Annotated in this window: 24 protein-coding genes, 1 other RNA gene and 3 pseudogenes; 11 read left to right on the forward strand and 17 right to left on the reverse strand. The window is 71.9% G+C overall.

The features are described 5' to 3' along the window. Positions 1-1,248: alkaline phosphatase D family protein (locus ACTWQJ_RS20800; RefSeq protein WP_443308126.1), on the reverse strand; the 1,248-nt coding region annotated here is incomplete at its 3' end. Positions 1,249-1,400: 152 nt separating this feature from the next. On the opposite strand from ACTWQJ_RS20800, the gene ACTWQJ_RS20805 reads away from it, so the two are divergent. Continuing rightward, a complete protein-coding gene (locus ACTWQJ_RS20805; RefSeq protein ID WP_443308143.1) occupies positions 1,401-2,171 on the forward strand; it encodes an SDR family oxidoreductase in 771 nt (256 codons plus the stop codon). Positions 2,172-2,436: 265 nt separating this feature from the next. On the opposite strand, the gene ACTWQJ_RS20810 is transcribed toward ACTWQJ_RS20805, so the two are convergent. Both ACTWQJ_RS20810 and ACTWQJ_RS20815 read right to left on the reverse strand, forming a co-directional pair. Then, positions 2,437-3,423: an aldo/keto reductase gene (locus ACTWQJ_RS20810; protein ID WP_443308127.1), complete on the reverse strand. Its 987-nt coding sequence runs from the start codon at positions 3,421-3,423 to the stop codon at positions 2,437-2,439. A 70-nt stretch (positions 3,424-3,493) separates the two neighbouring features. Further along, positions 3,494-3,820 carry a nuclear transport factor 2 family protein gene (locus tag ACTWQJ_RS20815; protein WP_385511932.1) on the reverse strand — a complete coding sequence of 109 codons (327 nt, stop codon included), beginning with the start codon at positions 3,818-3,820 and terminating at the stop codon, positions 3,494-3,496. A 157-nt stretch (positions 3,821-3,977) separates the two neighbouring features. Between ACTWQJ_RS20815 and ACTWQJ_RS20820 the strand changes: the two genes are divergently transcribed. Continuing rightward, entirely contained in the window at positions 3,978-4,550 is a 573-nt protein-coding gene (locus ACTWQJ_RS20820) for a DoxX family protein (protein WP_443308128.1), read from the forward strand. A gap of 80 nt (positions 4,551-4,630) precedes the next feature. Further along, the gene (locus tag ACTWQJ_RS20825; protein ID WP_443308144.1) at positions 4,631-4,987 is read left to right on the forward strand and encodes a MazG-like family protein; all 357 of its coding nucleotides are present in this window, start codon (positions 4,631-4,633) and stop codon (positions 4,985-4,987) included. 42 nt (positions 4,988-5,029) lie between these two features. On the opposite strand, the gene ACTWQJ_RS20830 is transcribed toward ACTWQJ_RS20825, so the two are convergent. The 4 genes from ACTWQJ_RS20830 to ACTWQJ_RS20845 all read right to left on the reverse strand — a co-directional run bounded on the left by ACTWQJ_RS20830 (position 5,030) and on the right by ACTWQJ_RS20845 (position 8,042). Continuing rightward, on the reverse strand, positions 5,030-6,187 hold the full coding sequence (locus tag ACTWQJ_RS20830; protein ID WP_443308129.1) for an LLM class flavin-dependent oxidoreductase: 1,158 nt from the start codon (positions 6,185-6,187) through the stop codon (positions 5,030-5,032). Positions 6,188-6,411: 224 nt separating this feature from the next. After that, the gene (gene ssuE, locus ACTWQJ_RS20835) at positions 6,412-6,969 is read right to left on the reverse strand and encodes an NADPH-dependent FMN reductase (protein WP_443308145.1); all 558 of its coding nucleotides are present in this window, start codon (positions 6,967-6,969) and stop codon (positions 6,412-6,414) included. Between the two features lie 283 nt (positions 6,970-7,252). Then, the gene (locus tag ACTWQJ_RS20840) at positions 7,253-7,393 is read right to left on the reverse strand and encodes a putative leader peptide (protein WP_443308130.1); all 141 of its coding nucleotides are present in this window, start codon (positions 7,391-7,393) and stop codon (positions 7,253-7,255) included. Between the two features lie 226 nt (positions 7,394-7,619). Then, positions 7,620-8,042 (reverse strand): ATP-binding protein, encoded by a 423-nt coding sequence (locus ACTWQJ_RS20845; protein WP_443308131.1) that lies wholly within the window; start codon positions 8,040-8,042, stop codon positions 7,620-7,622. A 6-nt stretch (positions 8,043-8,048) separates the two neighbouring features. On the opposite strand from ACTWQJ_RS20845, the pseudogene ACTWQJ_RS20850 reads away from it, so the two are divergent. Both ACTWQJ_RS20850 and ACTWQJ_RS20855 read left to right on the forward strand, forming a co-directional pair. After that, positions 8,049-8,258 (forward strand): annotated as a pseudogene (locus tag ACTWQJ_RS20850) (Scr1 family TA system antitoxin-like transcriptional regulator); the annotation flags it as partial. After that, positions 8,245-8,460, forward strand: coding sequence for a DUF397 domain-containing protein (locus tag ACTWQJ_RS20855; protein ID WP_443308132.1), 216 nt, complete (start codon positions 8,245-8,247; stop codon positions 8,458-8,460). The pseudogene ACTWQJ_RS20850 and the gene ACTWQJ_RS20855, both read left to right, overlap by 14 nt. Before the next feature lie 54 nt (positions 8,461-8,514). Here ACTWQJ_RS20855 and ACTWQJ_RS20860 read toward each other — a convergent pair. The 4 genes and pseudogenes from ACTWQJ_RS20860 to ACTWQJ_RS20875 form a co-directional block, all read right to left on the reverse strand. After that, a pseudogene (locus ACTWQJ_RS20860) lies at positions 8,515-8,785 on the reverse strand (type II toxin-antitoxin system Phd/YefM family antitoxin). Positions 8,786-8,826: 41 nt separating this feature from the next. After that, positions 8,827-9,229: RNase P RNA component class A (rnpB, locus tag ACTWQJ_RS20865), an RNA gene on the reverse strand. Positions 9,230-9,344: 115 nt separating this feature from the next. Further along, positions 9,345-10,124 (reverse strand): annotated as a pseudogene (locus tag ACTWQJ_RS20870) (DMT family transporter); the annotation flags it as partial. Positions 10,125-10,143: 19 nt separating this feature from the next. Further along, entirely contained in the window at positions 10,144-10,971 is an 828-nt protein-coding gene (locus ACTWQJ_RS20875; RefSeq protein ID WP_443308133.1) for an AraC family transcriptional regulator, read from the reverse strand. Positions 10,972-11,067: 96 nt separating this feature from the next. Between ACTWQJ_RS20875 and ACTWQJ_RS20880 the strand changes: the two genes are divergently transcribed. Further along, positions 11,068-11,817 carry a MerR family transcriptional regulator gene (locus ACTWQJ_RS20880; RefSeq protein WP_443308134.1) on the forward strand — a complete coding sequence of 250 codons (750 nt, stop codon included), beginning with the start codon at positions 11,068-11,070 and terminating at the stop codon, positions 11,815-11,817. After that, a complete protein-coding gene (locus tag ACTWQJ_RS20885) occupies positions 11,814-12,416 on the forward strand; it encodes a hypothetical protein (protein WP_443308135.1) in 603 nt (200 codons plus the stop codon). The genes ACTWQJ_RS20880 and ACTWQJ_RS20885 overlap by 4 nt, the downstream gene beginning before the upstream one ends. Here the strand turns inward: ACTWQJ_RS20885 and ACTWQJ_RS20890 are convergent. Next, complete coding sequence (locus ACTWQJ_RS20890; protein WP_443308136.1) at positions 12,367-13,800, reverse strand: RNB domain-containing ribonuclease; 1,434 nt, start codon at positions 13,798-13,800, stop codon at positions 12,367-12,369. The two genes, ACTWQJ_RS20885 and ACTWQJ_RS20890, sit on opposite strands and share 50 nt — an antisense overlap. A gap of 75 nt (positions 13,801-13,875) precedes the next feature. On the opposite strand from ACTWQJ_RS20890, the gene yaaA reads away from it, so the two are divergent. Further along, a complete protein-coding gene (gene yaaA, locus ACTWQJ_RS20895; RefSeq protein WP_409472446.1) occupies positions 13,876-14,658 on the forward strand; it encodes a peroxide stress protein YaaA in 783 nt (260 codons plus the stop codon). Between the two features lie 73 nt (positions 14,659-14,731). After that, positions 14,732-15,346 carry a bifunctional 4-hydroxy-2-oxoglutarate aldolase/2-dehydro-3-deoxy-phosphogluconate aldolase gene (gene eda / locus ACTWQJ_RS20900; protein WP_385511956.1) on the forward strand — a complete coding sequence of 205 codons (615 nt, stop codon included), beginning with the start codon at positions 14,732-14,734 and terminating at the stop codon, positions 15,344-15,346. Positions 15,347-15,447: 101 nt separating this feature from the next. On the opposite strand, the gene ACTWQJ_RS20905 is transcribed toward eda, so the two are convergent. Genes ACTWQJ_RS20905 through ACTWQJ_RS20915 form a run of 3 tightly spaced genes read right to left on the reverse strand, consistent with a single transcriptional unit; the run spans position 15,448 to position 18,515 of the window. After that, a complete protein-coding gene (locus ACTWQJ_RS20905) occupies positions 15,448-16,911 on the reverse strand; it encodes a bifunctional RNase H/acid phosphatase (protein ID WP_443308137.1) in 1,464 nt (487 codons plus the stop codon). Positions 16,912-16,923: 12 nt separating this feature from the next. Continuing rightward, positions 16,924-17,667: a zinc ribbon domain-containing protein gene (locus ACTWQJ_RS20910; RefSeq protein WP_385512076.1), complete on the reverse strand. Its 744-nt coding sequence runs from the start codon at positions 17,665-17,667 to the stop codon at positions 16,924-16,926. After that, positions 17,664-18,515, reverse strand: a complete 852-nt coding sequence (locus tag ACTWQJ_RS20915) for a Nif3-like dinuclear metal center hexameric protein (protein ID WP_443308138.1) — start codon at positions 18,513-18,515, stop codon at positions 17,664-17,666. The genes ACTWQJ_RS20910 and ACTWQJ_RS20915 overlap by 4 nt, the downstream gene beginning before the upstream one ends. Before the next feature lie 184 nt (positions 18,516-18,699). Here ACTWQJ_RS20915 and ACTWQJ_RS20920 point away from each other — a divergent pair, with 184 nt between their 5' ends. Both ACTWQJ_RS20920 and ACTWQJ_RS20925 read left to right on the forward strand, forming a co-directional pair. Next, positions 18,700-19,902, forward strand: a complete 1,203-nt coding sequence (locus tag ACTWQJ_RS20920; RefSeq protein ID WP_443308139.1) for a hypothetical protein — start codon at positions 18,700-18,702, stop codon at positions 19,900-19,902. Positions 19,903-20,006: 104 nt separating this feature from the next. After that, the gene (locus ACTWQJ_RS20925) at positions 20,007-20,165 is read left to right on the forward strand and encodes a hypothetical protein (RefSeq protein WP_443308140.1); all 159 of its coding nucleotides are present in this window, start codon (positions 20,007-20,009) and stop codon (positions 20,163-20,165) included. Between the two features lie 64 nt (positions 20,166-20,229). On the opposite strand, the gene ACTWQJ_RS20930 is transcribed toward ACTWQJ_RS20925, so the two are convergent. Both ACTWQJ_RS20930 and ACTWQJ_RS20935 read right to left on the reverse strand, forming a co-directional pair. Beyond that, complete coding sequence (locus tag ACTWQJ_RS20930; RefSeq protein WP_443308141.1) at positions 20,230-21,162, reverse strand: 3-oxoacyl-ACP reductase; 933 nt, start codon at positions 21,160-21,162, stop codon at positions 20,230-20,232. A 25-nt stretch (positions 21,163-21,187) separates the two neighbouring features. Continuing rightward, positions 21,188-21,518: zinc-binding dehydrogenase (locus tag ACTWQJ_RS20935; protein WP_443308142.1), on the reverse strand; the 331-nt coding region annotated here is incomplete at its 5' end.

Raw genomic sequence — 21,518 nt, forward strand, 5'->3', positions numbered from 1 at the left:
GGGCCGGTAGCCGTCCCAGGCGTCCATCGACACCCGCGACGGCTCCGTCAGGTCGAACTTGCGCTGGGAGAAGACGACCTGCTGCGGTACGACGTTCCACAGCGCCTGCGACTGCCGCCAGCCGTCGAGCAGCCACCGCTCCTGTGTCTCGCCGGTCATCGTGCGGGTCGGGTCGTCGATCTCGGGCCCGGGGACGTCGGATCCGTCGCCGTAGGCCTGGTTGGAGCGGTACTGGCGGGTGTCGAGAACGTCGAACTGGGCGAGCCGGCCCCAGTGCAGGCGGCGGTAGAGCTGCATGTCGGGGCCGTCGGGGAGCTGCGGGCGGCGCAGCGGCTGGTTCTCCCAGTAGGCGCGGTAGGCGGAGGCGCGGCGCAGCAGGAACTCCTCCGGGGGCACGTCGTTCTCGGGGATGTCGTCCGCGTAGTTGTTCTCGGTCTCGTGGTCGTCCCAGGTGACGACGAAGGGGTGCGCGGCGTGTGCGGCGCGCAGGTCGGGGTCGGTCTTGTAGAGGGCGTACCGGAGTCGGTAGTCCTCCAGGGTGACCGTCTCGCGGTTGAAGTGGGCCGGGAGGGTCCGGTCGGTGTAGTTCCGTTGGCCACCGACCGCGTTGACCGCGTACTCGTACAGGTAGTCGCCGAGGTGGAACACCACGTCCACGTCGTCCTGGGCGAGATGGCCGTACGGGGTGAAGTAGCCGTCGTGATACGCCTGGCACGAAACGGCGGCGAGCTTCAGGGCGGCGACCTGGTCGCGGGTGGACGGCGCGGTGCGGGTGCGGCCGGTCGGGCTCACCCAACTGCCGGCCCGGAAGCGGTAGTAGTAGACGCGGCCGGGTTCGAGATGGCCGACCTCGACGTGCGCGGTGTGGTGGAACTCGGGGTGGGCGGTGGTGGTGCCGCGTCTCACGGGGCGGCGGAAGTTCTCGTCGCGGGCCAGTTCCCAGTGCACGGTGACGCGTTCGGCCGGCAGGCCGCCGTCGGGCTGGTACGGAGCGGGCGCGAGGCGGGTCCACAGCAGGACGGATTCGGGCAGCGGGTCGCCGGAGGCGACGCCGAGGGTGAACGGGTCGTCGGTGATCCGCGCGGCGTCGAGTTCGGCGGCGCCGGCGACGCCCGCGGTGGGCAGGTTCACCGCGAACGCGAGCGCGGCGGCCGCCCCGGTGACGGTCAGAAAGCGACGGCGGCCGATGTGCCGGGCGGCCGCGCGGAATTCGGGGGCGTGCTGTGACGGGCGTGCTGCGGATGTCATCCGGTCCTCCCCTGACGAACCTGTCAATTCGATGCAGGAGGCATTGGACTGGCCGGGAACGACTCGCACTTGGCACGTACACAACACTCGGATGGCGGGCGGATGAGTTCCGCATGGCGGACCGTCTCCTACGCTGCGGGCTCATGAATGACATGCAAACTGCGGAGCGGACGGACCGGTCGAGGATCGCGGTGGTGACCGGCGCCGGCTCCGGCATCGGGCGCGCGGTCGCCGTGGAACTGCTGCGCGCGGGCTGGTCGGTGGCGCTGGCGGGGCGCCGCGTGGAGACTCTGGAGGAGACGGGTGCGCTGGTGCCCGAGGGCGCCTGGCTGGCCGTACGCACGGACGTGTCACAACCGCAGGACGTGACCGCGCTGTTCGCGGCCACCGTCGAGCGGTTCGGGCGGGTGGACCTGCTGTTCAACAACGCGGGGACGTTCGGGCCGGGCGGGATCCCGGTCGAGGAGCTGCCGTACGAGGCCTGGCGGCACGTGGTGGACACCAACCTCAACGGGGCGTTCCTGTGCGCGCAGGCGGCGTACCGGCAGATGAAGGAGCAGGACCCGCAGGGTGGCCGGATCATCAACAACGGGTCCATTTCCGCCCATACGCCCCGCCCGCACTCCGCCGCCTACACGGCCACCAAGCACGCCCTGACCGGCCTCACCAAGTCCCTGTCGCTGGACGGGCGCCCGTACCGCATCGCGGTGGGACAGATCGACATCGGCAACGCGGCGACGGACATGACACAGGCGATGCAGACCGGTGCGTTGCAGGCCAACGGCGAGGTGGCGCCGGAGCCGGTGATGGACGTCGCCGATGTGGCGCGCACGGTGCGGCACATGGCGGAGCTGCCGCTGGAGGCGAACGTGCAGTTCGCGACGGTGCTGGCGACGACGATGCCGTACGTGGGACGCGGCTGAACCGTCACCCCGCACCCGTGTGAGCACTCAACCTGCACAACCGGAGTTTCACCGTCCGCCCCATTGCCGCCGGTAGAGGACTTATGCTCAACTCTCCTCCACAGGAACTTCACACTTGGAGTGTCGAGCTTCCGTGGGCCACACCGAGGGGGGAAGGCGGCGGCTGTTCCACGGCACCGGTTGGGGGTGGACCTTGCGTGGGACCGCGGGGTGCGCACCGGGGCCGTGGAACAGCCTCCGCGTACATCGAGGACCGGCGGGTGGTTCACCGTCCGATGATGCGGTCCACCTCCGTCAACTGCTCGGCAGTGAGCGCTCCGTGGGCCATGGCGCCGGCGTTCTCCTCGGCCTGGGCGACGGACCGGAAGCCCGGGATCGGCACGGTGCGCGGGCTGCGCGCCCACAGCCAGGCAAGGGCGCCCTGCGCGAGCGTACGACCGCCGCTGGTGAGGACGTCCCGCAGCGCGTCGACGCGGGCCAGCCACGCCGGATCGGCTCCCGATCCCGCCGCGAAGCCCTGCAGCCAGGCCGGCGGCCTGCTGCGGATGTCCCCGGTCTCCAGGCGCGGCCGCCCGGCGTGCCGGCCGGTGAGCAGGCCCATGGCGAGCGGGCTGCGGTTGACGCTGGCCAGACCGGCCTCCTCGCACAGCGCGAACATCTCCGGCGCGTCGTGCAGCACATTGGCGGCGTGCTGTACGGCCGTACAGTGCGCCTCCTCGGCGAAGACGGCGGCGCGGGCGGGGTCGTCGGTGCTCCACGCGTACGCCCGGATCAGCCCCTCCTGCACGAACTCCTCGCAGGCATCGCGGAGTTCGGCAGCCCTTTCGGGGTCAGCGTCGGACAGGTGGAACTGGTAGAGGTCGATGTGGTCGGTGTCGAGACGGCGCAGGGAGGCGATCAGCGCACGGCGGGCGTACGCCGGGGAGTCGTCGCCACCGGTGAGGGTGCGGGTGTCCTCGTCGAAGACGTTGCCCCACTTGGTGGCGACGACGACATCGTCCCGGCGTTTGCCGAGGGCGCGGCCGAGGATGCGTTCGCTGTGGCCGGTGCCGTAGGTGTCGGCGGTGTCGAAGAAGGTGACACCGAGGTCGAGGGCGCGGTGGATCGCCCGTACGGACTCCTCGTCGTCGACCCTGCCCCAGCCGAGCGGCTGCCCGTCGGCGTCCTGCCACTCACCTCCGATCGCCCAGCAGCCGAAGCCGAGGGCGCTGACCTGGATGCCGCTGCGTCCGAGTGTCCTGGTGATCTCCATGCCTCGGGAGGCTAGGAGTTGGAGTGCACGTCAACACAAGGGCCGCGTCAACACAAAAGCCACGTACTTTTCAGGCCTGCCCGGTCTCGAAGCGGGAGATCCTCCCGTCGTCCTCGACGACGAAGCTCCACCGGGTGCGCATCTCGCCCCAGGTGTCGTTGCTGTAGCGGGCGATGAGGGAGCGGCCGCCGTTCGACTCGTTGTCGACCTCCATGTGGCCGTGGGAGGAGAAGATCTCCCGGTCGATCCAGTCGGCGAGGTCGCGGTCCGCACCGTCGTCCGACATGGTCGCGCCGGGGGCGAGGAGGGTCATGAAGCCCTCCCGGTCATGGGCGTTGACAGCGGTGACGAAGGCGCGAACGGCCGGGTCACTCAGCTTGGCTGGCTGAATCGTCATGCCAGCAGACTCACACCGCGCCGCACGGCCCGCCACCCGAACGGCTGCCCGGGAGGGCCGGGCGGGTGGCAGGGATGCAACGGTGGAATCGGGGAGATCGGGGAAATTCGGGAAACCGGGTGGGGAACTGTTCCTGCTGTCTGCTCCGGGAGTCATCGTGACCTGCTACGACCGACGTGATCTGGGACTGCTGCTGCTCCGGCTGGGCACTGGCGGCGTTCTTGCGGCGCACGGCGCGCAGAAGCTGTTCGGCTGGTTCGGCGGGGGTGGGATCGAGGGGACGGGCCAGTGGTTCGAGTCCGTCGGCTACAAGCCCGGCAAGGCGAGCGCCATGGCGGCGGGACTGGCGGAGTTCGGCGGCGGCACACTGCTGGCGCTGGGCCTGGCCACCCCTGCGGCGGGTGCCGTGGCGGCCGGAGACATGGCGGGCGCGGCCGTGGTGCACGCCCCGAGCGGCTTCTTCGCCACGGAGGGTGGCTACGAGTACGCCGCCACCCTCGGCCTGTCCGCGACCGGCATCGCCATCGCGGGCCCCGGCCGCCTCTCCCTCGACCACGCCCTCGGGCACATCCTCGACCGCGGCTGGATGGTCCCGGCGGCACTCGGCGCGGCGGCGGCGGGCACGGCCGTGGTGGTGGGCATGCGCAACCAGCGGGTGCGGCAGGAGCAGGCGCAGCGGGAGGCGGAGGGCGGCCAGGACCCGCTGTTCGAGGAGTCGTTCGACGAGTAGCCCACCGCAAGGGCACTGCTCGAGAGGCGACCGCCATGGCAGGCTGCGGGCATGGCAGGCTGCGGGCCATGAGTGATGCCATGAGTGACCAGGTCACGCCCACGACACCCCCCGCCGACCTGTGGACCTCCATCGACGACCTGTGGCGGTGGCTGGACGCGAACCGGGCGCACGGCGACCGGGAAGGCCTGCTCCTGCGCATCCTGAAGCTGTCCGAGGAGGTCGGCGAGGTCGCCCAGGCGGTGATCGGCGCGACCGGCCAGAACCCGCGCAAGGGCACCACCCACACGTGGGAGGACGTCCGGTCCGAACTGTGCGACGTGGTCATCACGGCCCTGGTGGCCCTGCGCACCCTCACACCGGATGCGCGGGAGGTGTTCGCGGAGCACCTGGAGCGGGTGTGGGAGCGGTCGGTGGGGGGTGCGCACGTCTCCTGAGCGCGGGCGGCGTCAGGATTCCGCAAGACGGTCCCGCACCGTTTATCGCGGGCTCCCGCCGCCCGCGAAGGGCACCTGGGCGACGGGTTGCGCGTCCGCCCGGAACGGGTGGGTCCACAGGCCCTGTGCCTGCAGCCGCGGCAGGACTCCTTCGCCGAACCAGTACGCCTCCTCCAGGTGCGGATAGCCGGAGAGGACGAACTCGTCGATGCCGAGCCGGTGGTACTCGGCGATCCGCTCGGCGACCTCGTCGTGGCTGCCGACCAGCGCCGTGCCCGCGCCGCCGCGGACGAGGCCGATACCGGCCCACAGGTTCGGGTGGATCTCCAGGTCGTCCCGGCTGCCGCCGTGCAGGGCCAGCATGCGCTGCTGCCCCTCGGACTCGCTGCGGGCCAGCCCCGCCTGTACGGACCGCACGGTCTCCGTGTCGAAGCCGTCCAGCAGCCGCCGGGCCTCGGCCCATGCCTGCTCCGCGGTGTCGCGGGTGATGACGTGCAGGCGGATGCCGAAGCGGATGCTGCGGCCCTCCTTGTCGGCCAGCGCCCGGATCCAGGCGATCTTCTCGGCGACGGCAGCAGGCGGCTCGCCCCAGCTGAGGTAGACGTCCACATGGCGCGCGGCGACCTCGCCGGCGATGGGCGAGGAGCCGCCGAAGTACACCTCGGGGACCGGGTCGGGCAGCCGGGCCAGCGTGGCGCCCTCGACCTGGAGGTGCTCCCCCTTCAGGTCGACCGTCCTGCCCTGCCACAACTCCCTTACGACCTGCAGGAACTCGTCGGTTCGCCGGTAGCGGGCGTCCTTGTCGAGGAAGTCGCCGTAGGCCCGCTGCTCCTGGCTCTCGCCGCCGGTGACGACGTTGAGCAGCAGCCGCCCGCCGGTCTGCCGCTGGAAGGTGGAGGCCATCTGCGCGGCGAGCGTCGGGGAGACGAAGCCGGGCCGGAAGGCGACCAGGAACTTCAGATGTTCGGTGTTCTGGCTGACCATCGCCGTGGTCAGCCACGCGTCCTCGCACCAGGCACCGGTCGGGGTGAGCGCACCGACGAAGCCCAGGCTCTCGGCGGCGCGGGCGATCTGGGTCAGGTAGGCGACCGTCGGCGGCCGGTCCCGTCCGAAGGCGGTGGCCGGTGTGCCGTGGCCGCCGCCGACGACGTGGCGGCTGTCGCCGTTGGTGGGCAGGAACCAGTGGAAGGTGAGGGACACCTGGGGTCTCCGATCAGGATCGTTGTGATGGCTTGTCAGGGAAGGCCGCGCCGGGGCGACTTGGTGCCGTTCGGGACGTAGCGGCGGATGTGCTGGGCCTTCGAGGGCGCGGGGAAGCCGACGGCGTGCACGTCCCGCTCCGTCGCGTCCTCGCGGAAGTCCGCGGCCGGTTCGGCGGCGACGGTGAGGGCTCGGCGTCGCCGGCGATCAGGGTCGCGGCGCGCTCATCCGGTAGCCGCCAGCAGCGTCGGCCGACCGCCGAGGGCGAGCGAGAACTGGTCGGTGACCTGGGCCAGGGCCTCGGCCGAGCCCGGTGCGACGGTCAGCGTGCCGTCGTCGCCCACGGTGATGTCCTTGTCGAGCGTGAACCAGCCCGGGACGATGTGCGCGGCACCCATGGAGCTCAGCACCGGGCGCAGGGCGTAGTCGATGGCCAGCACATGGGCGGTGGTGCCGCCGGTCGCCAGCGGCAGAACCGTCTTGCCCGCGAGCGCGTACTGCGGAAGCAGGTCGAGCAGCGACTTCAACAGCCCGGAGTAGGCGGCCTTGTAGACCGGGGTGCCGATCACGACGCCATCCGCCCGCTCGAACAGGGCGGTGGCCCGGACGATCGCCGGGTGCCGGAAGTCGGCCCCGAGCAGTGCCTCGGCAGGGAGAGTACGGACGTCCAGAGCGATCACCTCGTGCCCCTGCGCGGTGAGCCGGTCGTCCAGGTGACGCAGCAGCCGTGCGGTGCGAGAAGTGGCGGAGGGACTTCCGGAGACGGACAGGACGAGGGCCATGCGGGGTCCTTTCAGGAGGACGGCGGCGGCTGGGCGTGCGTGGACGGCGACGGGGAAGCCGAGGAGGAAGAGGCCGACGCCGAGCCGCTTGCAGTCGACGATCCGTTCGCGATCTGCTCGGGGCACGCGGGGGCCGGGAAAGGTGCTCGTCGATCGGAATTCAGACGCGTTGAAGCGACGTTCCCGGGACTGCCGCCGTCACAACGGAGAACAACCGGAACAGAAATTCACGAACAGAGCGGGAGAGGAAGCGAGTTCGAGGGTCTGTCTCCCTCGGGTGCGCTCAGACCCGGCAGCGACAGAAGGAGCTGGAGACACGCGCAAGGTCGACATGGCGCCGCCGCGTGAGGTCCTGTCGCTTCATGCCGTCGATCGAACCAGCGGGAGCCCAGTCGGTCAAGAACGCCCGGCTGTGATTCCACATGGTGAGAGTCGGTCTTTCGAAGCTTCAAGTGGCGCAACACTTCGGCAACACCACATGCGTCGGCTTCCGCGGCTATCCGACGAGGAAGACGTCGTTCTGCCCTCATCGGCCCCCACGACTGCCGCGAGCCGCCGCAGCAGCTGGCGTCCTGCGCAACCGTCTCGGTATCACCGACGCCACCGCGTTCGCCGCCGCCGAGCCTTGGAGCGCATGCTGGACCTGCTGGTCAGCCAAGAGCCCGGCTGACCGCGTCAGTCTCGTTCCCGATCGCCGCAGGAGCTGTTCTCCCGGGCAGGACGCACTCCGCCCAGACGGTCTTGCCCGGACCGTCGGAGCGCGGGTGCCAGTCCCAGCGCGCGGCGAGGCGCGATACGAGGAGCAGCCCGCGGCCCGTCTCTTCGGTACCGTCGGCCTGGGCGTGCACGCGGAGGTGGAAGTCGCGGCCGGGAACGTGGCCGTGCCGCACGGCGTTCACGGTCAACTCGGCCACGATCAGCACGATCTCGTCGTGGGGTTCGGTGCCGTACGCGAGGCCCCATGCGTCCAGCCGCACGGCCACCAGGCGGCGAGCGAGACGGGCGCCGCGGGGTGTGGAGGTGAAGCGCATCTCGAAGGTGCCGTCGCCGTGTGACTCGAGAGCGGTGATCAAATACGGGGCGTGAACGGGCCGTTCACCGTCGTCACGCGCAAAGACGGCAAGAAGTTCGTGTACGCCGAGGCCCAGGGAATCGGCTCCCTGCAGACCGACCCGGAACAGGCGGTTCTCGCACACGCACGCTATGGGATCATCCGATCACAGGCTCTCACTCCGCGAGAGTCACTGGAGCTCATCGAAGGTTGCTGGGATCGCTATGAACAACGCTGAGTCCTCGACCGTCGCCTCCGGCCTCGCCTGGTTCAAGAGCAGTTACAGCGGAACCGAGGGCGGCGATTGTGTAGAGGTCGCGGCCGGTACGGCAGTTGTGCACGTCCGGGACTCCAAGGCCGCCGCCGGGCCCGTCGTCACGGTGTCGCGTGAGGCGTGGGCGGGGCTCGTCGAGCTGGCCTCGTCAGAGCGGGACGTCTGACGCTCGTACGATGCTGAGAGTCGTCCCAGGTAGCCGGGTCGAAGTTACCGTCTGTCACTCCTCGCCGACCAGCTCGTGGAGTTCGTCAAGGGTCTTGGTCGTCCTCCTCCGGCCCGCACGGTCGCGGGCGACAGCTTCCATGAGACGTCGAGCGTCGGCCGGAGATCGCAGGAGGTAGATGGTCTCCTGCCAGGCGTCGTAGTCCTCGGCGGGCATGAGGATGGCATCGCCTTTCTTGGAGTGGATGCGTACGGACGCGTAGCCGTCGTTGACCTTCTTGATCAGGGGAAAGAGGTCCCTGCGCCTCGCTGGCGGTGAGGATCACGGCACATTCTCTCGATCGGCGCGTAGCGCGGCGAAGAGCGGCAGACGAGTCGGGCTGTACGCCGGGTTCTGTTCCCCCGGGTCCTCGCGGGCCCGAAGGCGACGGCCATCCATCTAGGGCCGGCGTTGCCGTCGGCCTCGTGCGGTCTACCCGCGGACTCGGGCGGGCAGCCCTCGAGCGTCCGCGCAGGGACACCGGGGTGTCCCCTCTTGACCTTGCTCCGGGTGGGGTTTACCTAGCTGCCCAGGTCGCCCTGGGCACTGGTGGTCTCTTACACCACCGTTTCACCCTTACCGAGGGCCGAAGCCCCCGGCGGTTTGCTTTCTGTGGCACTGTCCCGCGGGTCACCCCGGGTGGCCGTTAGCCACCACCCTGCCCTGTGGAGCCCGGACGTTCCTCGGGAAGCCCCCTAGGGGGACTCCACGCGGCCGTCCGCCCGGCTCGTCTGCCGTGTCGACCATGGTACCGGGCGTGTGCGCTTCGTCGGACCGGCAGCCGTGGCCAGGACCGAGCCGGCCAGGATCAGTGTGAAGGCGACCGCGATTCCCGCCGTCAGCTCCTCGTCCAGGAACAGGGCTCCCGCCGCCACCGCCACCGCCGGGTTGACGTACGTGATCACCGTCGCCCGCGTCGGGCCCACCTCCTTGATCAGCTCCAGGAAGGCCACGAAGGCGACCGCCGTGCAGATGACGCCGAGGGCGGCGAGGGCGGTCAGGGTCTCGGCGGACGGGGGCTCGACAGGCCAGGTGGCGGCCGCCGCCGGCGCGTAGACCAGGGCGGCCAGCGCCAGGCAGGGGGCCGTGAGGTGGAGGGACGGGACGTCCTTCAGGTGGCGGGCGGCGATCAAGGGGGCCGTCGCATAGCCCAGCACCGTCAGCAGGACCTCGGCCAGGGAGCGCGCGTCGCCTCCCGTCAGGTGGGGGACCGTGAGCACGCCGACGCCGGTGAGGCCCAGGGCGAGGCCGGTGATCCGACGGGCGCCCAGGCGTTCCGCGGCGCCGAAGTAGCGGGCCAGGACGACGCCGACGATCGGGACGCCCGCGATCAGCAGGCCCGCCGTGGAGCTGGACAGGTGGCGTTCGGCGTCGGTAAGGGTCCACCAGGGGCCGATGATCTCGATGCACGCGAAGGCCAGCATCGGCTTCCAGTGCGTCCGGACGGTCCGGGCCAGGCCCGGTTGCCGTAGCGCGAAGGGGAGCAGGAGGGCCGCGCCCAGGGCGCAGCGCGTGAACACCACCATGGACGGGGACACCTCGTCCACCGCCACCTTGATCATCAGATAGGGGATGCCCCAGACCACTCCCATCAGGGAGAACAGGAGCCAGCCGCGTGCAGTCATGCAGTGAGTTTCGGACGGGTCATCGCCCGAAGTCTTGAACGCTGTTGCGGTACGCCGCCGGCGTCACCGCCAGCACGCGGCGGAACCACCGGGTGAGGTGCGCCTGGTCGGCGAAGCCCACCAGCCCCGCGACCTCCGCCGGGCGCAGGCCGGTCTCCAGCAGCGTCCGCGCCCTCTGCACCCGGTACTGGGCCAGCCAGGCGTACGGCGGGATCCCCATCGTCGTACGGAAGGCCCGTAGGAGCTGGTAGCGGGACAGGCCCAGTTCCGCGGCGAGGTCGGCCAGGGAGGGCGGGGACAGGAGTTCGTCGGCGAGGCGGTCGCGGACGGCGCGGGCGATGTGGTCGGCGCCGGGGACGATGTCGTCGTCCGCCCTGGCCGTGGAGTGGCGGTGGGCGAGGGCGGTGAGCAGCCAGGGGAGGCGTGACTCGGCCTCCAGCGGGTCGGGGCAGGCGCTGAGGTCGGTGTGCGCGCGGCGGAGGGCGGCGGCAAGTTCGGGGTCGTTCAGGACGGGTTCGCGGAAGTGCGGCAGGCCGCCGAGGGTGCCTTCGGTGAGCAGGGCGGGCTCGGCGTACAGGGCCTGGTAGGCGTAGCCGTCGGGGGCGGCGGGGCCGCCGGTGTGCATCTCTCCGGGTTCCAGGACGACGATGGAGCCAGGGCCGGAACGGATGTGTCCGCCTCGGTAGGCGATGACCTCCAGCCCGCCGACCGTCACGCCGACGGTGAACTCCTCATGCGCGTGCGGGGCGTAGACGTGCCGAGCGAAACGCGCGGTGAGCAGGTCGAGCGGCGGGCCTGAGCGGCCGAGCCGTGCCCTGGTCCACAACGCCTGCTCTCTTACAGTCACCCCACACCCCCACCGCCAAGGGGATCAGAGGACGTCTGCCGTGTCCAGCTCGAAGGCGCTTGACCCTGCCGTAACGTCAACGTCTCTACTGAAGGCATGCGGATCGGAGAACTCGCCGCGGCCGTCGGCGTCACCACGCGGACCGTCCGGCACTACCACCACCAGGGCCTGCTGCCCGAGCCGGAACGGCTGTCCAACGGGTACCGGGACTACACGCTGCGGCACGCCGTCGTGCTTGCCCGGATCCGGCGGCTGACGGAGCTGGGGCTCGGGCTCGCCGAGGTGCGGGATGTGCTCGCGGACGACGCGGGGCGGGACCTGAGTGAGGTGCTGGAGGAGCTCGATGCCGATCTGGCGCGGCAGGAGGCGGCGATCCGGGAGCGCCGTGCGCGGCTGCGTGCGCTGCTCGACGCGGAGTTGCTGCCGGACGAGGGGCCCGTGTCGCCGGAGCTGGCCGAGCTGTTCTCCGGGATGGGTCAGGCCTCCGACTCCCCCATGGCCGCCAAGGACCGCGAGATCTTCGCGCTGCTGGACACCGCCGCCTCTCCGGAGGACCGGGAGCGGCTGCTGGGCGCGCTGCGCGGGGCCCTGGACAGCCCGGCGGCGGTGGCCCGGGCGCATGAGGCGTACGCACTGCTCGACGCGCTCGCGGACGCCGCCCCGGACGACCCGCGCGTCGAGGAAGCGGCGCAGGCCCTCGCCGACCTGCTGCCCCCCGAGATGCTCCCCGCCGAACCCGTCGATCACGGCCACAGCTTCCTGCGCGCCTTCTACGCGGACCTGGCCCCGGCCCAGGCGGAGGCGATCCGCCAGGCGCTGCGCATCGCGTCGGAGGAGCGGCGATGAGGACGGCGTACCGGCTGGTCCGGCATGAGCTGCGGTTGTTCGCGAGCCTGGTGTTGTGGGTGGCCCGGCGGACCCACGGCACCGACCGTGGACGCGCCTTCGGGTATGCGCGCGGGCAGCGCGCCGTCCTGTTCGGGTTCGCGTACGTGTGTGTGGTGGAGACGGTCGTGATGTCCGTGCTGCTGCACCGCTGGCCGGCCGTGCACCGGGTGGTGCTGTTCCTGGACGTGTACACCGTACTGATCGTCATCGGCCTGCACGCGGCGTCCGTGGTCCGTCCGCACGTGCTGGAGCCCGGAGCGCTGCGCATCCGCAAGGCCGCCCATCTCGACCTGCGGATACCGCTGGACCGGATCGCGGCCGTACGGCGGGAGCTGCGCACGACCCACAGGAAGGCCGACGGCGAACTCGACGTCGAGGTCGGCGGGCAGACCACGGTCACGCTGGAGCTGGCCGAACCCGTCACGCACACCACCTTCCTGGGCCGGCGGCGCGAGGTGCGCGTCGTGCGCGTGTACGCCGACGACGCCGCCACCCTCGTAGCGGAGATCACGCAGGCGCGAAGCGCACCTTTGCCGCTGCCGGATCTGCCTGGGTGAGGCGGACCTGCAGGCGTTCGCCCAGCGGGAGGTGTTCGCCCTCGATCCGGCCGATGACGGCCGGGGACTCCAACTGCACGGTCCCGACGGTCGGGTGGTGTTCCTCCAGATCCACCACGACGCCCGTGAAGACGTCCCCGACCCGGTCCTTGAGCAGCGCGGCCTCGACGATGTCCACGCACTGCCGCTCCACCGTGCCCGCCCGCCGTGCGCCCTCGGCCATCTCCGCGGGCAGCGCGTCGAGCGCGGCGAGCACCCAGTCCGGCGGGGCCTGGTCGGCGACGGCGGCGAGGCAGATCTCGGCGGCGTACCGGTCGGTGAGGCGGCGCAGGGGGGCCGTGCAGTGGGTGTAGGGCGCGGCGACGGCGGAGTGCGTGGTGATCGGGGGGAGCGCGCCGTTGCGGAAGACCGTGTAGCCGGCGCCGCGCAGCAGGGTCGTGCACTCCTGCAGGAAGGCCGCATGGCGGGGGTCGTGCGGGTCGAGGGAGCGGACCAGTTCGGCGTACGAGACGTGGTGCGGCCAGTCGATGTGCAGGGCGTGCGCGGTGCGGCGGAGGCGGCCGACGGCGCCGTCGGGGGCGGCGGGCAGGGTGCGCAGGACGCCGGTGCCGTAGGAGAGCATCAGGTCGGCCGCGGCCATGCCGGTGAGCAGGGAGATCTGCGCGTTCCAGCCGTCGGCGGGGAGCGGCGCGCGGTAGGCCGGTTCGTAGGTGTGGTCCCGCTCGACGATCTCCTGCTCGGGCACGCCCAGCGAGATGCCGCCGCGCTCGATCTCCAGCCGCTCGCGCAGCAGCCCGACGGTCTTCAGCAGGGCGAGCGGCTCCTCGGCGGTCCCCGCGTCGATCTGCCGCTGCACGCCCGCGTAGTCGAGCCTGGCCCGGCTGCGGACGAGGGCGCGGCGGACGTCGACGGCGAGCGTACGGCCGTCCGCGTCGAGGTCGATCGTCCACAGCACGGCGGGGTGGGGCTGTCCCGGCAGCAGGCTTGCGGCGCCCTCGCCGAGGACCGCCGGGTGCAGCGGAATCCTCTCGTCCGGGAAGTACAGGGTCATCACCCGCCGGTGGGTCTCCGCATCGAGCGGGCCGCCGGGTACGACGAAGGCGGCGACGTCCGCGATGGCGTACCGGACGCGGTAGCCGGTGCCCTGCCGGGACAGGTGGAGTGCCTGGTCGAGGTCGGTGGCGGTGGGCGGGTCGATGGTGAGGAAGGGGATGTCGGTGGCGTCGTAGGACGGCAGTGCGGGGGCCTTGGCCGCCCGTTCGGCCTCGGCGAGGACCTCGGCCGGGAAGCCGTCGGACACACCGAGCTCGGCACGCAGCGCGGCGAGGGCGGCCCGGAGGGGAGCGTCTGGGGCGCCGGTCACGCGGATGTGGCGGCGGGGCATACAGCGAGCGTAGGGCGGGGGTGGCGAGGTGGCACGCCGTAACCTCTGCTGCAGAGTTCTACGTAAGGAGTACGCGTGCTTGTCCTGCTGCCGCCCTCGGAAGGCAAGGCCCCTTCCGGCCGTGGCGCCCCGCTGAAGCCGGAGTCGCTGTCGCTGCCGGGGCTCAACCCCGCCCGCGAGGCGGTGCTCGACGAGCTGGTCGAGCTGTGCGCCGGCGACGAGGACAAGGCGCGCGAGGTGCTCGGGCTGAGCGAGGGACTGCGCGGGGAGGCCGCCAAGAACGCGGAGCTGCGCACCGCCGGGGCGCGTCCCGCCGGGGAGATCTACACGGGTGTGCTGTACGACGCCCTGGACCTGGCCTCCCTCGACCCGGCCGCCAAGCGGCGTGCCGCACGCTCCCTGCTGGTCTTCTCCGGTCTGTGGGGTGCCGTCCGGGTGACGGACCGCATCCCCTCCTACCGCTGCTCGATGGGCGTGAAGCTGCCGGGGCTCGGTGCGCTGGGCGCGCACTGGCGTGCACCGATGGCCGCCGCGCTGCCCGAGGCTGCGGGGAGCGGGCTGGTGCTGGACCTGCGGTCCTCGGCGTATGCGGCGGCGTGGCGGCCGAAGGGCGAGCTCGCCGGGCGGACGGCGACCGTGCGGGTGCTGCACGCGCCGACCCGGAAGGTGGTCAGCCACTTCAACAAGGCGACGAAGGGGCGGATCGTCCGCAGCCTGCTGTCGGCCGGGGCGGCGCCGAAGGATCCTGCCGAGCTGGTGGAGGCGCTGCGGGACCTCGGGTACGAGGTGGAGGCGCAACCTCCGGTGAAGGCGGGCACGGCGTGGGGGCTGGATGTGCTGGTGGACGAGGTCCACTGAGCTGCGCAAGCGGGCGTTGCAGCATCCGCAATGGACTTTGCGCATACTGCACACCCCCGGCACGATGACCTGCATGACCGTCTCTGTTCTTGACCTTGCTCCCGTCGTCCCCGTGGTCGTCGTCCGGGACGCCGCCGACGCCGTGCCGCTGGCGCGTGCACTGGTCGCCGGGGGGTTGCCCGCGATCGAGGTGACACTGCGGACGCCGGCCGCGCCGGACGCGATCCGGGCGATCGCCGGCGCGGTGCCGGACGCGGTGGTCGGGGCGGGCACGGTGATCACGCCCGCTCAGGTGACGGAGTCGGTGGCGGCGGGAGCGCGCTTTCTGGTGAGCCCGGGCTGGACGGACGTACTGCTGGAGGCGATGACGGCGTCCGGGGTGCCGTTTCTGCCGGGAGTGTCGACCACGTCGGAGGTCGTGGCGCTGCTTGAGCGTGGGGTGCGGGAGATGAAGTTCTTCCCGGCGCAGGCCGCGGGCGGTACGGCGTATCTGAAGTCGCTCGCCGGGCCGCTGCCGCAGGCGCGGTTCTGCCCGACGGGTGGGATCGGGCTCGCGTCCGCTCCGGAGTATCTGGCGCTGCCCAACGTCGGCTGTGTGGGCGGCAGCTGGATGGTTCCCGAGGACGCGGTGGCGGCGCGGGACTGGGGGCGGATCGAGGAGCTGGCCCGGGAGGCGGCCGGGCTCTAGGGCCTGTCCGGCGGATCATGCCGGAATCGCGGGGTCTGGCACGCACATCTGTGCTGATCAGTCACCGCCCATTGGAGCCGGCCTGATCCGCCGGACAGGCCCTAGCGCAGGTGGGACGTGTTGTTGAGGAGGCGGACGCTGGCGTTGCCGTCGGCGTAGTACGCCACCACCGACAGGGAGGCGGCCGACAGTTCCATGCGGAACAGGGACTCGGGCGGGGCGCCCAGGGCCAGCCGTACGAACGTCTTGATCGGCGTGACGTGCGTGACCAGCAGGACCGTACGGCCCGCGTACGCCGCGACCAGCTTGTCGCGGGTGGCGGCGATCCGGGTGGCGGTCGCCGCGAAGCTCTCGCCGCCGCCGGTCGGTTCGGCGTCCGGGGAGGCGAGCCAGGCGCTCAGATCGTCCGGGTAACGCTCGTGGACCTCGGCGAAGGTGAGCCCCTCCCACGCGCCGAAGTCGGTCTCGCGCAGGCCGTCGTCGAAGCTGACGTCGAGGCCGAGGCGGGCGGCGACGACACCGGCGGTCTCGCGGGTACGGGCGAGGGGAGAGGCGACGATCTCCTGGATCGTCCCGCGCCTCGCCAGCGCTGCGGCCACCCGCTCGGCCTGCTCCCGACCGGCGTCGGAGAGGGAGGGGTCGGTTCCGCCACTGCCCGAGAAACGCTTCTGCGGCGTGAGCGGCGTCTCGCCGTGCCGCAGCAGCACGAAGGTGGCGGGGGCACCGAGATCGGGGGCACCCCAGCCGACGGTCGGCGTGGCCACGGCCCGCGCGGCACGCACATCGGCGTCGGTCTTCGCGGAACCGCTGCCCTGCACACCCTCGGCGGGGGACGCCGTGGAACGGTCCGCCAGCACCGCGCGCACATCGGCGTCAGCCTTCGCGTCACCGCTCCCCCGCGCCACCTCGGCCGGAGAAGCCAGCGCCGCCCGCACACCGGCATCGGCCCTCGCGTCACCGCTCCCCCGCGCCCCCTCAGCCGGAGAAGCCAGCGCCGCACGCACATCCGTGTCAGCCCTCGCGTCGGCCGGAGAAGCCGTGGACCGCTCCGCCAACGCCGCGCGCACTCTCGCCGCGCCCGCTGTGGCGTCCCCCGGCGGGCCCGAGGGCTCGGGAACCGCGGGCTGCGCGGTCGACGTCGCCGTCCACTGTTCGCCGCGTGCGCCCGCGTCCATCGCCTCGTTGGCCAACCGGTCCGCGCGCTTGTTCTGCTCCCGCGGGATCCACTCGTACGTCACCCGCCCGGGCGGGAAGATCCGCGCCGCCTGCGTCGCCAGCGGCTTCATGTCGGGGTGCTTGATCTTCCAGCGGCCCGACATCTGCTCGACGACGAGCTTGGAGTCCATCCGGACGTGCACCCTGGCCGTCGGGTCGAGGGCGTGGGCGGCGCGCAGGCCGGCCAGCAGACCGCGGTACTCGGCGACGTTGTTCGTCGTGGTGCCCAGGTACTCCGCGGCCTCCGCCAGCGTCCGGCCGGTCGCCGCGTCGATCACCACGGCGCCGTAGCCCGCCGGCCCCGGGTTGCCCCGGGAACCCCCGTCGGCCTCGACGATGAACTCCTGCACCCCGTACGCCCCTTACAGCCCCGACTCGGAGGTGCGCACCAGGATGCGGCGGCAGTTCTCGCAGCGGATCACCGTGTCGGGCGCGGCCGAGCGGATCTCGTTCAGCTCGGTGATGGCCAGCTCCTGGCGGCAGCCCTGGCAGGTGCGCTGGTACAGCTTGGCCGCGCCGATGCCGCCCTGCTGCCCGCGCAGCTTGTCGTAGAGCTTCAGCAGGTCGGCGGGGATGGAGCCTGCGATGACCTCGCGTTCCTTGGTGACCGAGGCCGCCTCGCCGTCCAGCGACTCGAACGCGGCGTCCCGGCGGGCGGTGGCGTCGTCGATCTTCGACTGGACGGAGGCAACCCGCTCGGTCAGCTCGCCCACCCGCTCCTGCGCGGACTCGCGGCGCTCCATGACCTCCAGGACGACGTCCTCCAGGTCGCCCTGCCGCTTGGCGAGGGAGGCGATCTCGTGCTGGAGGTTCTCCAGGTCCTTCGGGGAGGTGACGGCGCCGGAGTCGAGGCGCTGCTGGTCGCGGGCGGCGCGCTGGCGCACCTGGTCGACGTCCTGCTCGGCCTTGGTCTGCTCGCGGGCGCAGTCGCTCTCCTCGGTCTGCGCGGCCACGAGGAGGTCGCGCAGCTGGGTGAGGTCCTTGGTCAGCGACTCGATCTCGGCGTGTTCGGGGAGCGACCTCCGCTTGTGCGCCAGCTGCTGGAGGCGGACGTCGAGGTCCTGGACGTCGAGGAGTCGGATCTGGTCGGCGGGCGCGGCGTTCAGTTGGGGGCTCCTGCTGTCGAATCGGGTGAGGCCGCGTGGGCGGTCCAGGGGTCGGTGACCGTCTTGGAGACATGGACGCGCAGGTCCCAGCCGTGGCGGTCGGAGATCTCGTCGAGCTGGGCGGCGGCCAGCTCGCACCAGGGCCATTCGGTGGCCCAGTGCGCCGCGTCGAGCAGCGCGAGGGGGCTGTGGGCGCGGGCCTCGGACGCGGGGTGGTGGCGCAGGTCCGCGGTGAGGAAGGCGTCGACGCCGGCCGCTCGTACGTCGTCGAAGAGGCTGTCGCCGGATCCGCCGCTCACGGCGACCGTACGGACGGTCGCCTCGGGGTCGCCGGCGACGCGGATGCCCTGCGCGGTGGCGGGCAGGCACTGGGCGGCGCGGGCGGCGAGCTCGCGGACGGTCAGCGGATGGTCCAGTTCGCAGACCCGGCCCAGGCCCCGGCGGCCGTCGGGGTCGCTCGGGTCCGGCACCAGGGGTCGTACGACACGAAGGTCCAGCGCGCCGGCCAGCGCGTCGCTGACGCCCGGGTCCGCCGTGTCGGCGTTGGTGTGGGCGACGTGCAGCGCGATGTCGTTCTTGATGAGGGTGTGCACGACGCGGCCCTTGAAGTGGCTCGCCGCGACCGTCGTCGTACCGCGCAGGTAGAGCGGGTGGTGGGTGACCAGCAGGTCGGCGCCCAGCTTCACCGCCTCGTCGACGATCTCCTGCACCGGGTCGACGGCGAACAGGACCCGGGAGACCTCCTGGTCCGGATCGCCCACGACGGTGCCGACCGCATCCCAGGACTCGGCCCGCTCGGCGGGCCACAGCGTCTCCAACGCGGCGATGACTTCAGACAGACGGGGCACGGAAGACAGGCTACCTGGCTGTTCTGCACGGCTGAACCGATGCCGTCGCCGTCCCGCCCAGCACACCCGCCCCCGTCACCTCAGGCAAACCGGCGCGTGGCCACCCTTATGTGTGAAGCGGCCGTCGGGTGGTCCCACGTCTGTGCGTGCGAAAACTAGCGTCGTCGCCGGAGGTGACCGAACGATGACGGCCTGTGCGACGGAGCCTGCCACCGACCAGCACGACGACTGGTCCCGGCCGGCGGGCTGCGTGATCACGGTGGACGGCTCGTACGCCGCACGCCTCGCCTGTAGCGGCGACTCCTGGTTCCCGGAGCGCTGGACACTGGACGGACCCGAGCCGTACGCCGTGCCACTGCCCGGCAACCAGCCCGAGGAGCCCGGCACGGAGGTGCAGCCGATGGGCGACGGACGGGTGCTGATCCGCCGCCTCACCGACGGGCGGCGGCACACCTTCTCCCTGCTGTACCCGACCGGGCCCGGCACCGGCGAACTCCCGCTCGGCGCGGTCGAGTGCCCCGACGACGGCACCCGGCTGCGGCTGCTGCCGCCCGCGCCGGGCGGCGACCGGGCCTACGCCCTCGCCGTCGGCCGGCTCTCCAGTGCTGTGTGGCTGGTGGCGGGCGGCGCCTTCGGGCCGGAGCACCTCGCCGAGATCCCCGGGCGCTGCTCCGGCGGGGTGTGGCTGGACCGGACGGGACGGCTGCTGGCCCTGGACCGGGAGTCCGACGGCCGGACCAAGGCGGTCGTGGTGGATCTGGGGCGGGACGGCGAGGTGTCGCCGCTGCTGCAGATCGCCGCCGACAGCGACGACCGGCTGCTGCTCGCCGACCCCGACAGCGGGCTGCTGCTCATCCGCTCCGACGCGCCCTGTCCGGGCGACGTCGGCAGGCTGGGCTGGGGGGTGCTGGGCAGCACGCTGCCGGTGCGGTTCCCGGAGTGCCTGCGGGTGGCCGCCGACTATGCGATGACGCCGTTCACGATCGAGCCGGGGCAGGTGCTGACCCCGGAGAGCTGCGGGGTCGGTCTGCGCATCGACGGTCCGGCGGGCAGCTGGGGCGGGGTGTGGCGGCCCGCCGACCGGCACGTACGGCATCTCGCCGCGCCCGAGGGGTGGTTGGCGGGCGCCGGGCTGTGGACGAGGGACGGGGTGCTGCGGCTTCCGTACGCCACGGAGACGGTGCCGTGCGGTGTGGCGGCGTGGGCGGTGCCCGGGGAGGCGTCGGCGCCCGCGGACACGGGGGACACGAGCCCGGGGGATCCGGTCCCGGACGGCGCGGCTCGCGCCTTCGCGGAGCCGTCGGAACCGGATCCTCCGGAACCTGTTGCCTCGCGTCCGGTGCCGTTGCAGCAGGCGCCGTTGGCGGGGCGTATGGCGAGTAGGTAACGAAGTAGTGGCGGTCGGCGTGTGCGCCTGGATTCGGCCCGAGGTGTCCCGGTTAAACTCGCTCGGCTGTTTGAAAGATCATGTTGACGGGGTGAATTCTTCCGATGAGCGACGCCAGCACGTCCCAGCCGCTGCCCGCCGACCGCCAGGAGCCCTCCGGCCACGGCCGGCACCGGGGTCCGGTCTCGACGCACGACACCGAGTCGGCTCCTCGCGGACGGCACCGCAAGCCGGTGGAGCAGCAGACCGAGACGGCGGCCTGACGGCACGTCAATCGGCTTGGCCGACGGCCCCGCTCACCCTCGGTGAGCGGGGCCTTCCCATGCCCTACTTCCGTTTCAGCCCCAGCACCTCCACCGCCGCGAACGTCTCCCGCGGCGGGCGGTCCGCGTAGTGCGGAGTGAGCAGCGCATCGAGTTCGTCGTAGGTGAAGGTGTCCTGCTTGCTGTCGAACTGCGCCTGCACCCGCGGTCGTTCGACGACGGCCACCATGCCGCCGTGCACGACGAGCAGCTGCCCGTTGATCCGCGCGGCGGCCGGCGAGGCCAGATAGCCGACGAGCGGGGCGACATGCTCGGGGGCGAGCGGGTCGAGGCCGTCGGCGCCCGTCGGTTGGAAGACGTCCTCGGTCATCCGGGTGCGGGCGCGCGGGCAGATGGCGTTGGCCGTCACGCCGTACTTGGCGAGCGCGAGGGCCGTGGAGGTGGTCAGGCCGACGATTCCGCCCTTGGCCGCCGCGTAGTTGGGCTGTCCCGCGGAACCGGCCAGGAACGCCTCCGAGGAGGTGTTCACGATCCGCCCGAACACCGGCCCGCCTGCCGCCTTGGACCGCTCGCGCCAGTGCGCGGCGGCAAACCGGGTGGTGTTGAAGTGGCCCTTGAGGTGGACCCGGATGACCGAGTCCCACTCGTCCTCCGCCATGGAGAAGACCATACGGTCGCGCAGGATGCCCGCGTTGTTGATCAGGACGTCCAGCTTTCCGAACGTGTCGATCGCCAACTCAACCAGTTGACCGGCCTCTTGGAAGTCGGCGACGTCCCCGGTGTGCGCGACGGCTGTGCCGCCCGCCGCCCGGATCTCGGCGACGACCTCCTCGGCGGGTCCGGTGGACGCTTCCCCGGTGCCGTCCCGCCCTGGCTGTCCGTAGTCGTTGACGACGACGGCGGCGCCGAGCCGGGCCAGTTCCAGCGCCTCGGCCCGGCCGAGCCCTCGTCCGGCGCCGGTGACGATCGCGGACAGTCCCTCGAGTGGCAGTGACATGAGGCCCCTTCGGCTCGGATTCGGCTCAGATCTCGATGCAGGTACGCAGCGCGGTGCCGGTACGCATCTGGTCGAGGGCCTCGTTGATCTCGGTGAGCGGCACCCGGTGGGTGATCAGTCCGACCAGGTCGATGCGGCCGGCGCGCCACAGGGCGATGGTCCGCTCGTAGGAGCGCAGGACGTCTCCGCCGCCGTACATCGAGGGCAGGATCCGCTTCTCGTCGAAGAACAGCTCGAACATGTTGAGCTGGAGGAAGTCGTCCATGGCTCCGGCGCCGACGACGACGAGGGTGCCGCCGCGCCGGGTGTTCTCGTACGCCGTGCGGGCGGTGGCCGACCTGCCGACGACCTCGAAG

The sequence above is a fragment of the Streptomyces sp. KR55 genome (assembly GCF_052245645.1).
GTDB classification, from domain to species: Bacteria; Actinomycetota; Actinomycetes; order Streptomycetales; family Streptomycetaceae; genus Streptomyces; species Streptomyces flavusporus.

What these genes read in the sequence shown, in the direction of transcription:
- ACTWQJ_RS20805 (WP_443308143.1), top strand. Translation starts at nt 1,401, where the DNA reads ATGCAAACTGCGGAGCGGACGGACCGGTCGAGGATCGCGGTGGTGACC.
- ACTWQJ_RS20810 (WP_443308127.1), bottom strand. Translation starts at nt 3,423, where the DNA reads ATGGAGATCACCAGGACACTCGGACGCAGCGGCATCCAGGTCAGCGCC.
- ACTWQJ_RS20815 (WP_385511932.1), bottom strand. Translation starts at nt 3,820, where the DNA reads ATGACGATTCAGCCAGCCAAGCTGAGTGACCCGGCCGTTCGCGCCTTC.
- ACTWQJ_RS20825 (WP_443308144.1), top strand. Translation starts at nt 4,631, where the DNA reads ATGAGTGACCAGGTCACGCCCACGACACCCCCCGCCGACCTGTGGACC.
- ssuE (WP_443308145.1), bottom strand. Translation starts at nt 6,969, where the DNA reads ATGGCCCTCGTCCTGTCCGTCTCCGGAAGTCCCTCCGCCACTTCTCGC.
- ACTWQJ_RS20840 (WP_443308130.1), bottom strand. Translation starts at nt 7,393, where the DNA reads ATGTGGAATCACAGCCGGGCGTTCTTGACCGACTGGGCTCCCGCTGGT.
- ACTWQJ_RS20855 (WP_443308132.1), top strand. Translation starts at nt 8,245, where the DNA reads ATGAACAACGCTGAGTCCTCGACCGTCGCCTCCGGCCTCGCCTGGTTC.
- ACTWQJ_RS20880 (WP_443308134.1), top strand. Translation starts at nt 11,068, where the DNA reads ATGCGGATCGGAGAACTCGCCGCGGCCGTCGGCGTCACCACGCGGACC.
- ACTWQJ_RS20885 (WP_443308135.1), top strand. Translation starts at nt 11,814, where the DNA reads ATGAGGACGGCGTACCGGCTGGTCCGGCATGAGCTGCGGTTGTTCGCG.
- ACTWQJ_RS20890 (WP_443308136.1), bottom strand. Translation starts at nt 13,800, where the DNA reads ATGCCCCGCCGCCACATCCGCGTGACCGGCGCCCCAGACGCTCCCCTC.
- eda (WP_385511956.1), top strand. Translation starts at nt 14,732, where the DNA reads ATGACCGTCTCTGTTCTTGACCTTGCTCCCGTCGTCCCCGTGGTCGTC.
- ACTWQJ_RS20920 (WP_443308139.1), top strand. Translation starts at nt 18,700, where the DNA reads ATGACGGCCTGTGCGACGGAGCCTGCCACCGACCAGCACGACGACTGG.
- ACTWQJ_RS20925 (WP_443308140.1), top strand. Translation starts at nt 20,007, where the DNA reads ATGAGCGACGCCAGCACGTCCCAGCCGCTGCCCGCCGACCGCCAGGAG.
- ACTWQJ_RS20930 (WP_443308141.1), bottom strand. Translation starts at nt 21,162, where the DNA reads ATGTCACTGCCACTCGAGGGACTGTCCGCGATCGTCACCGGCGCCGGA.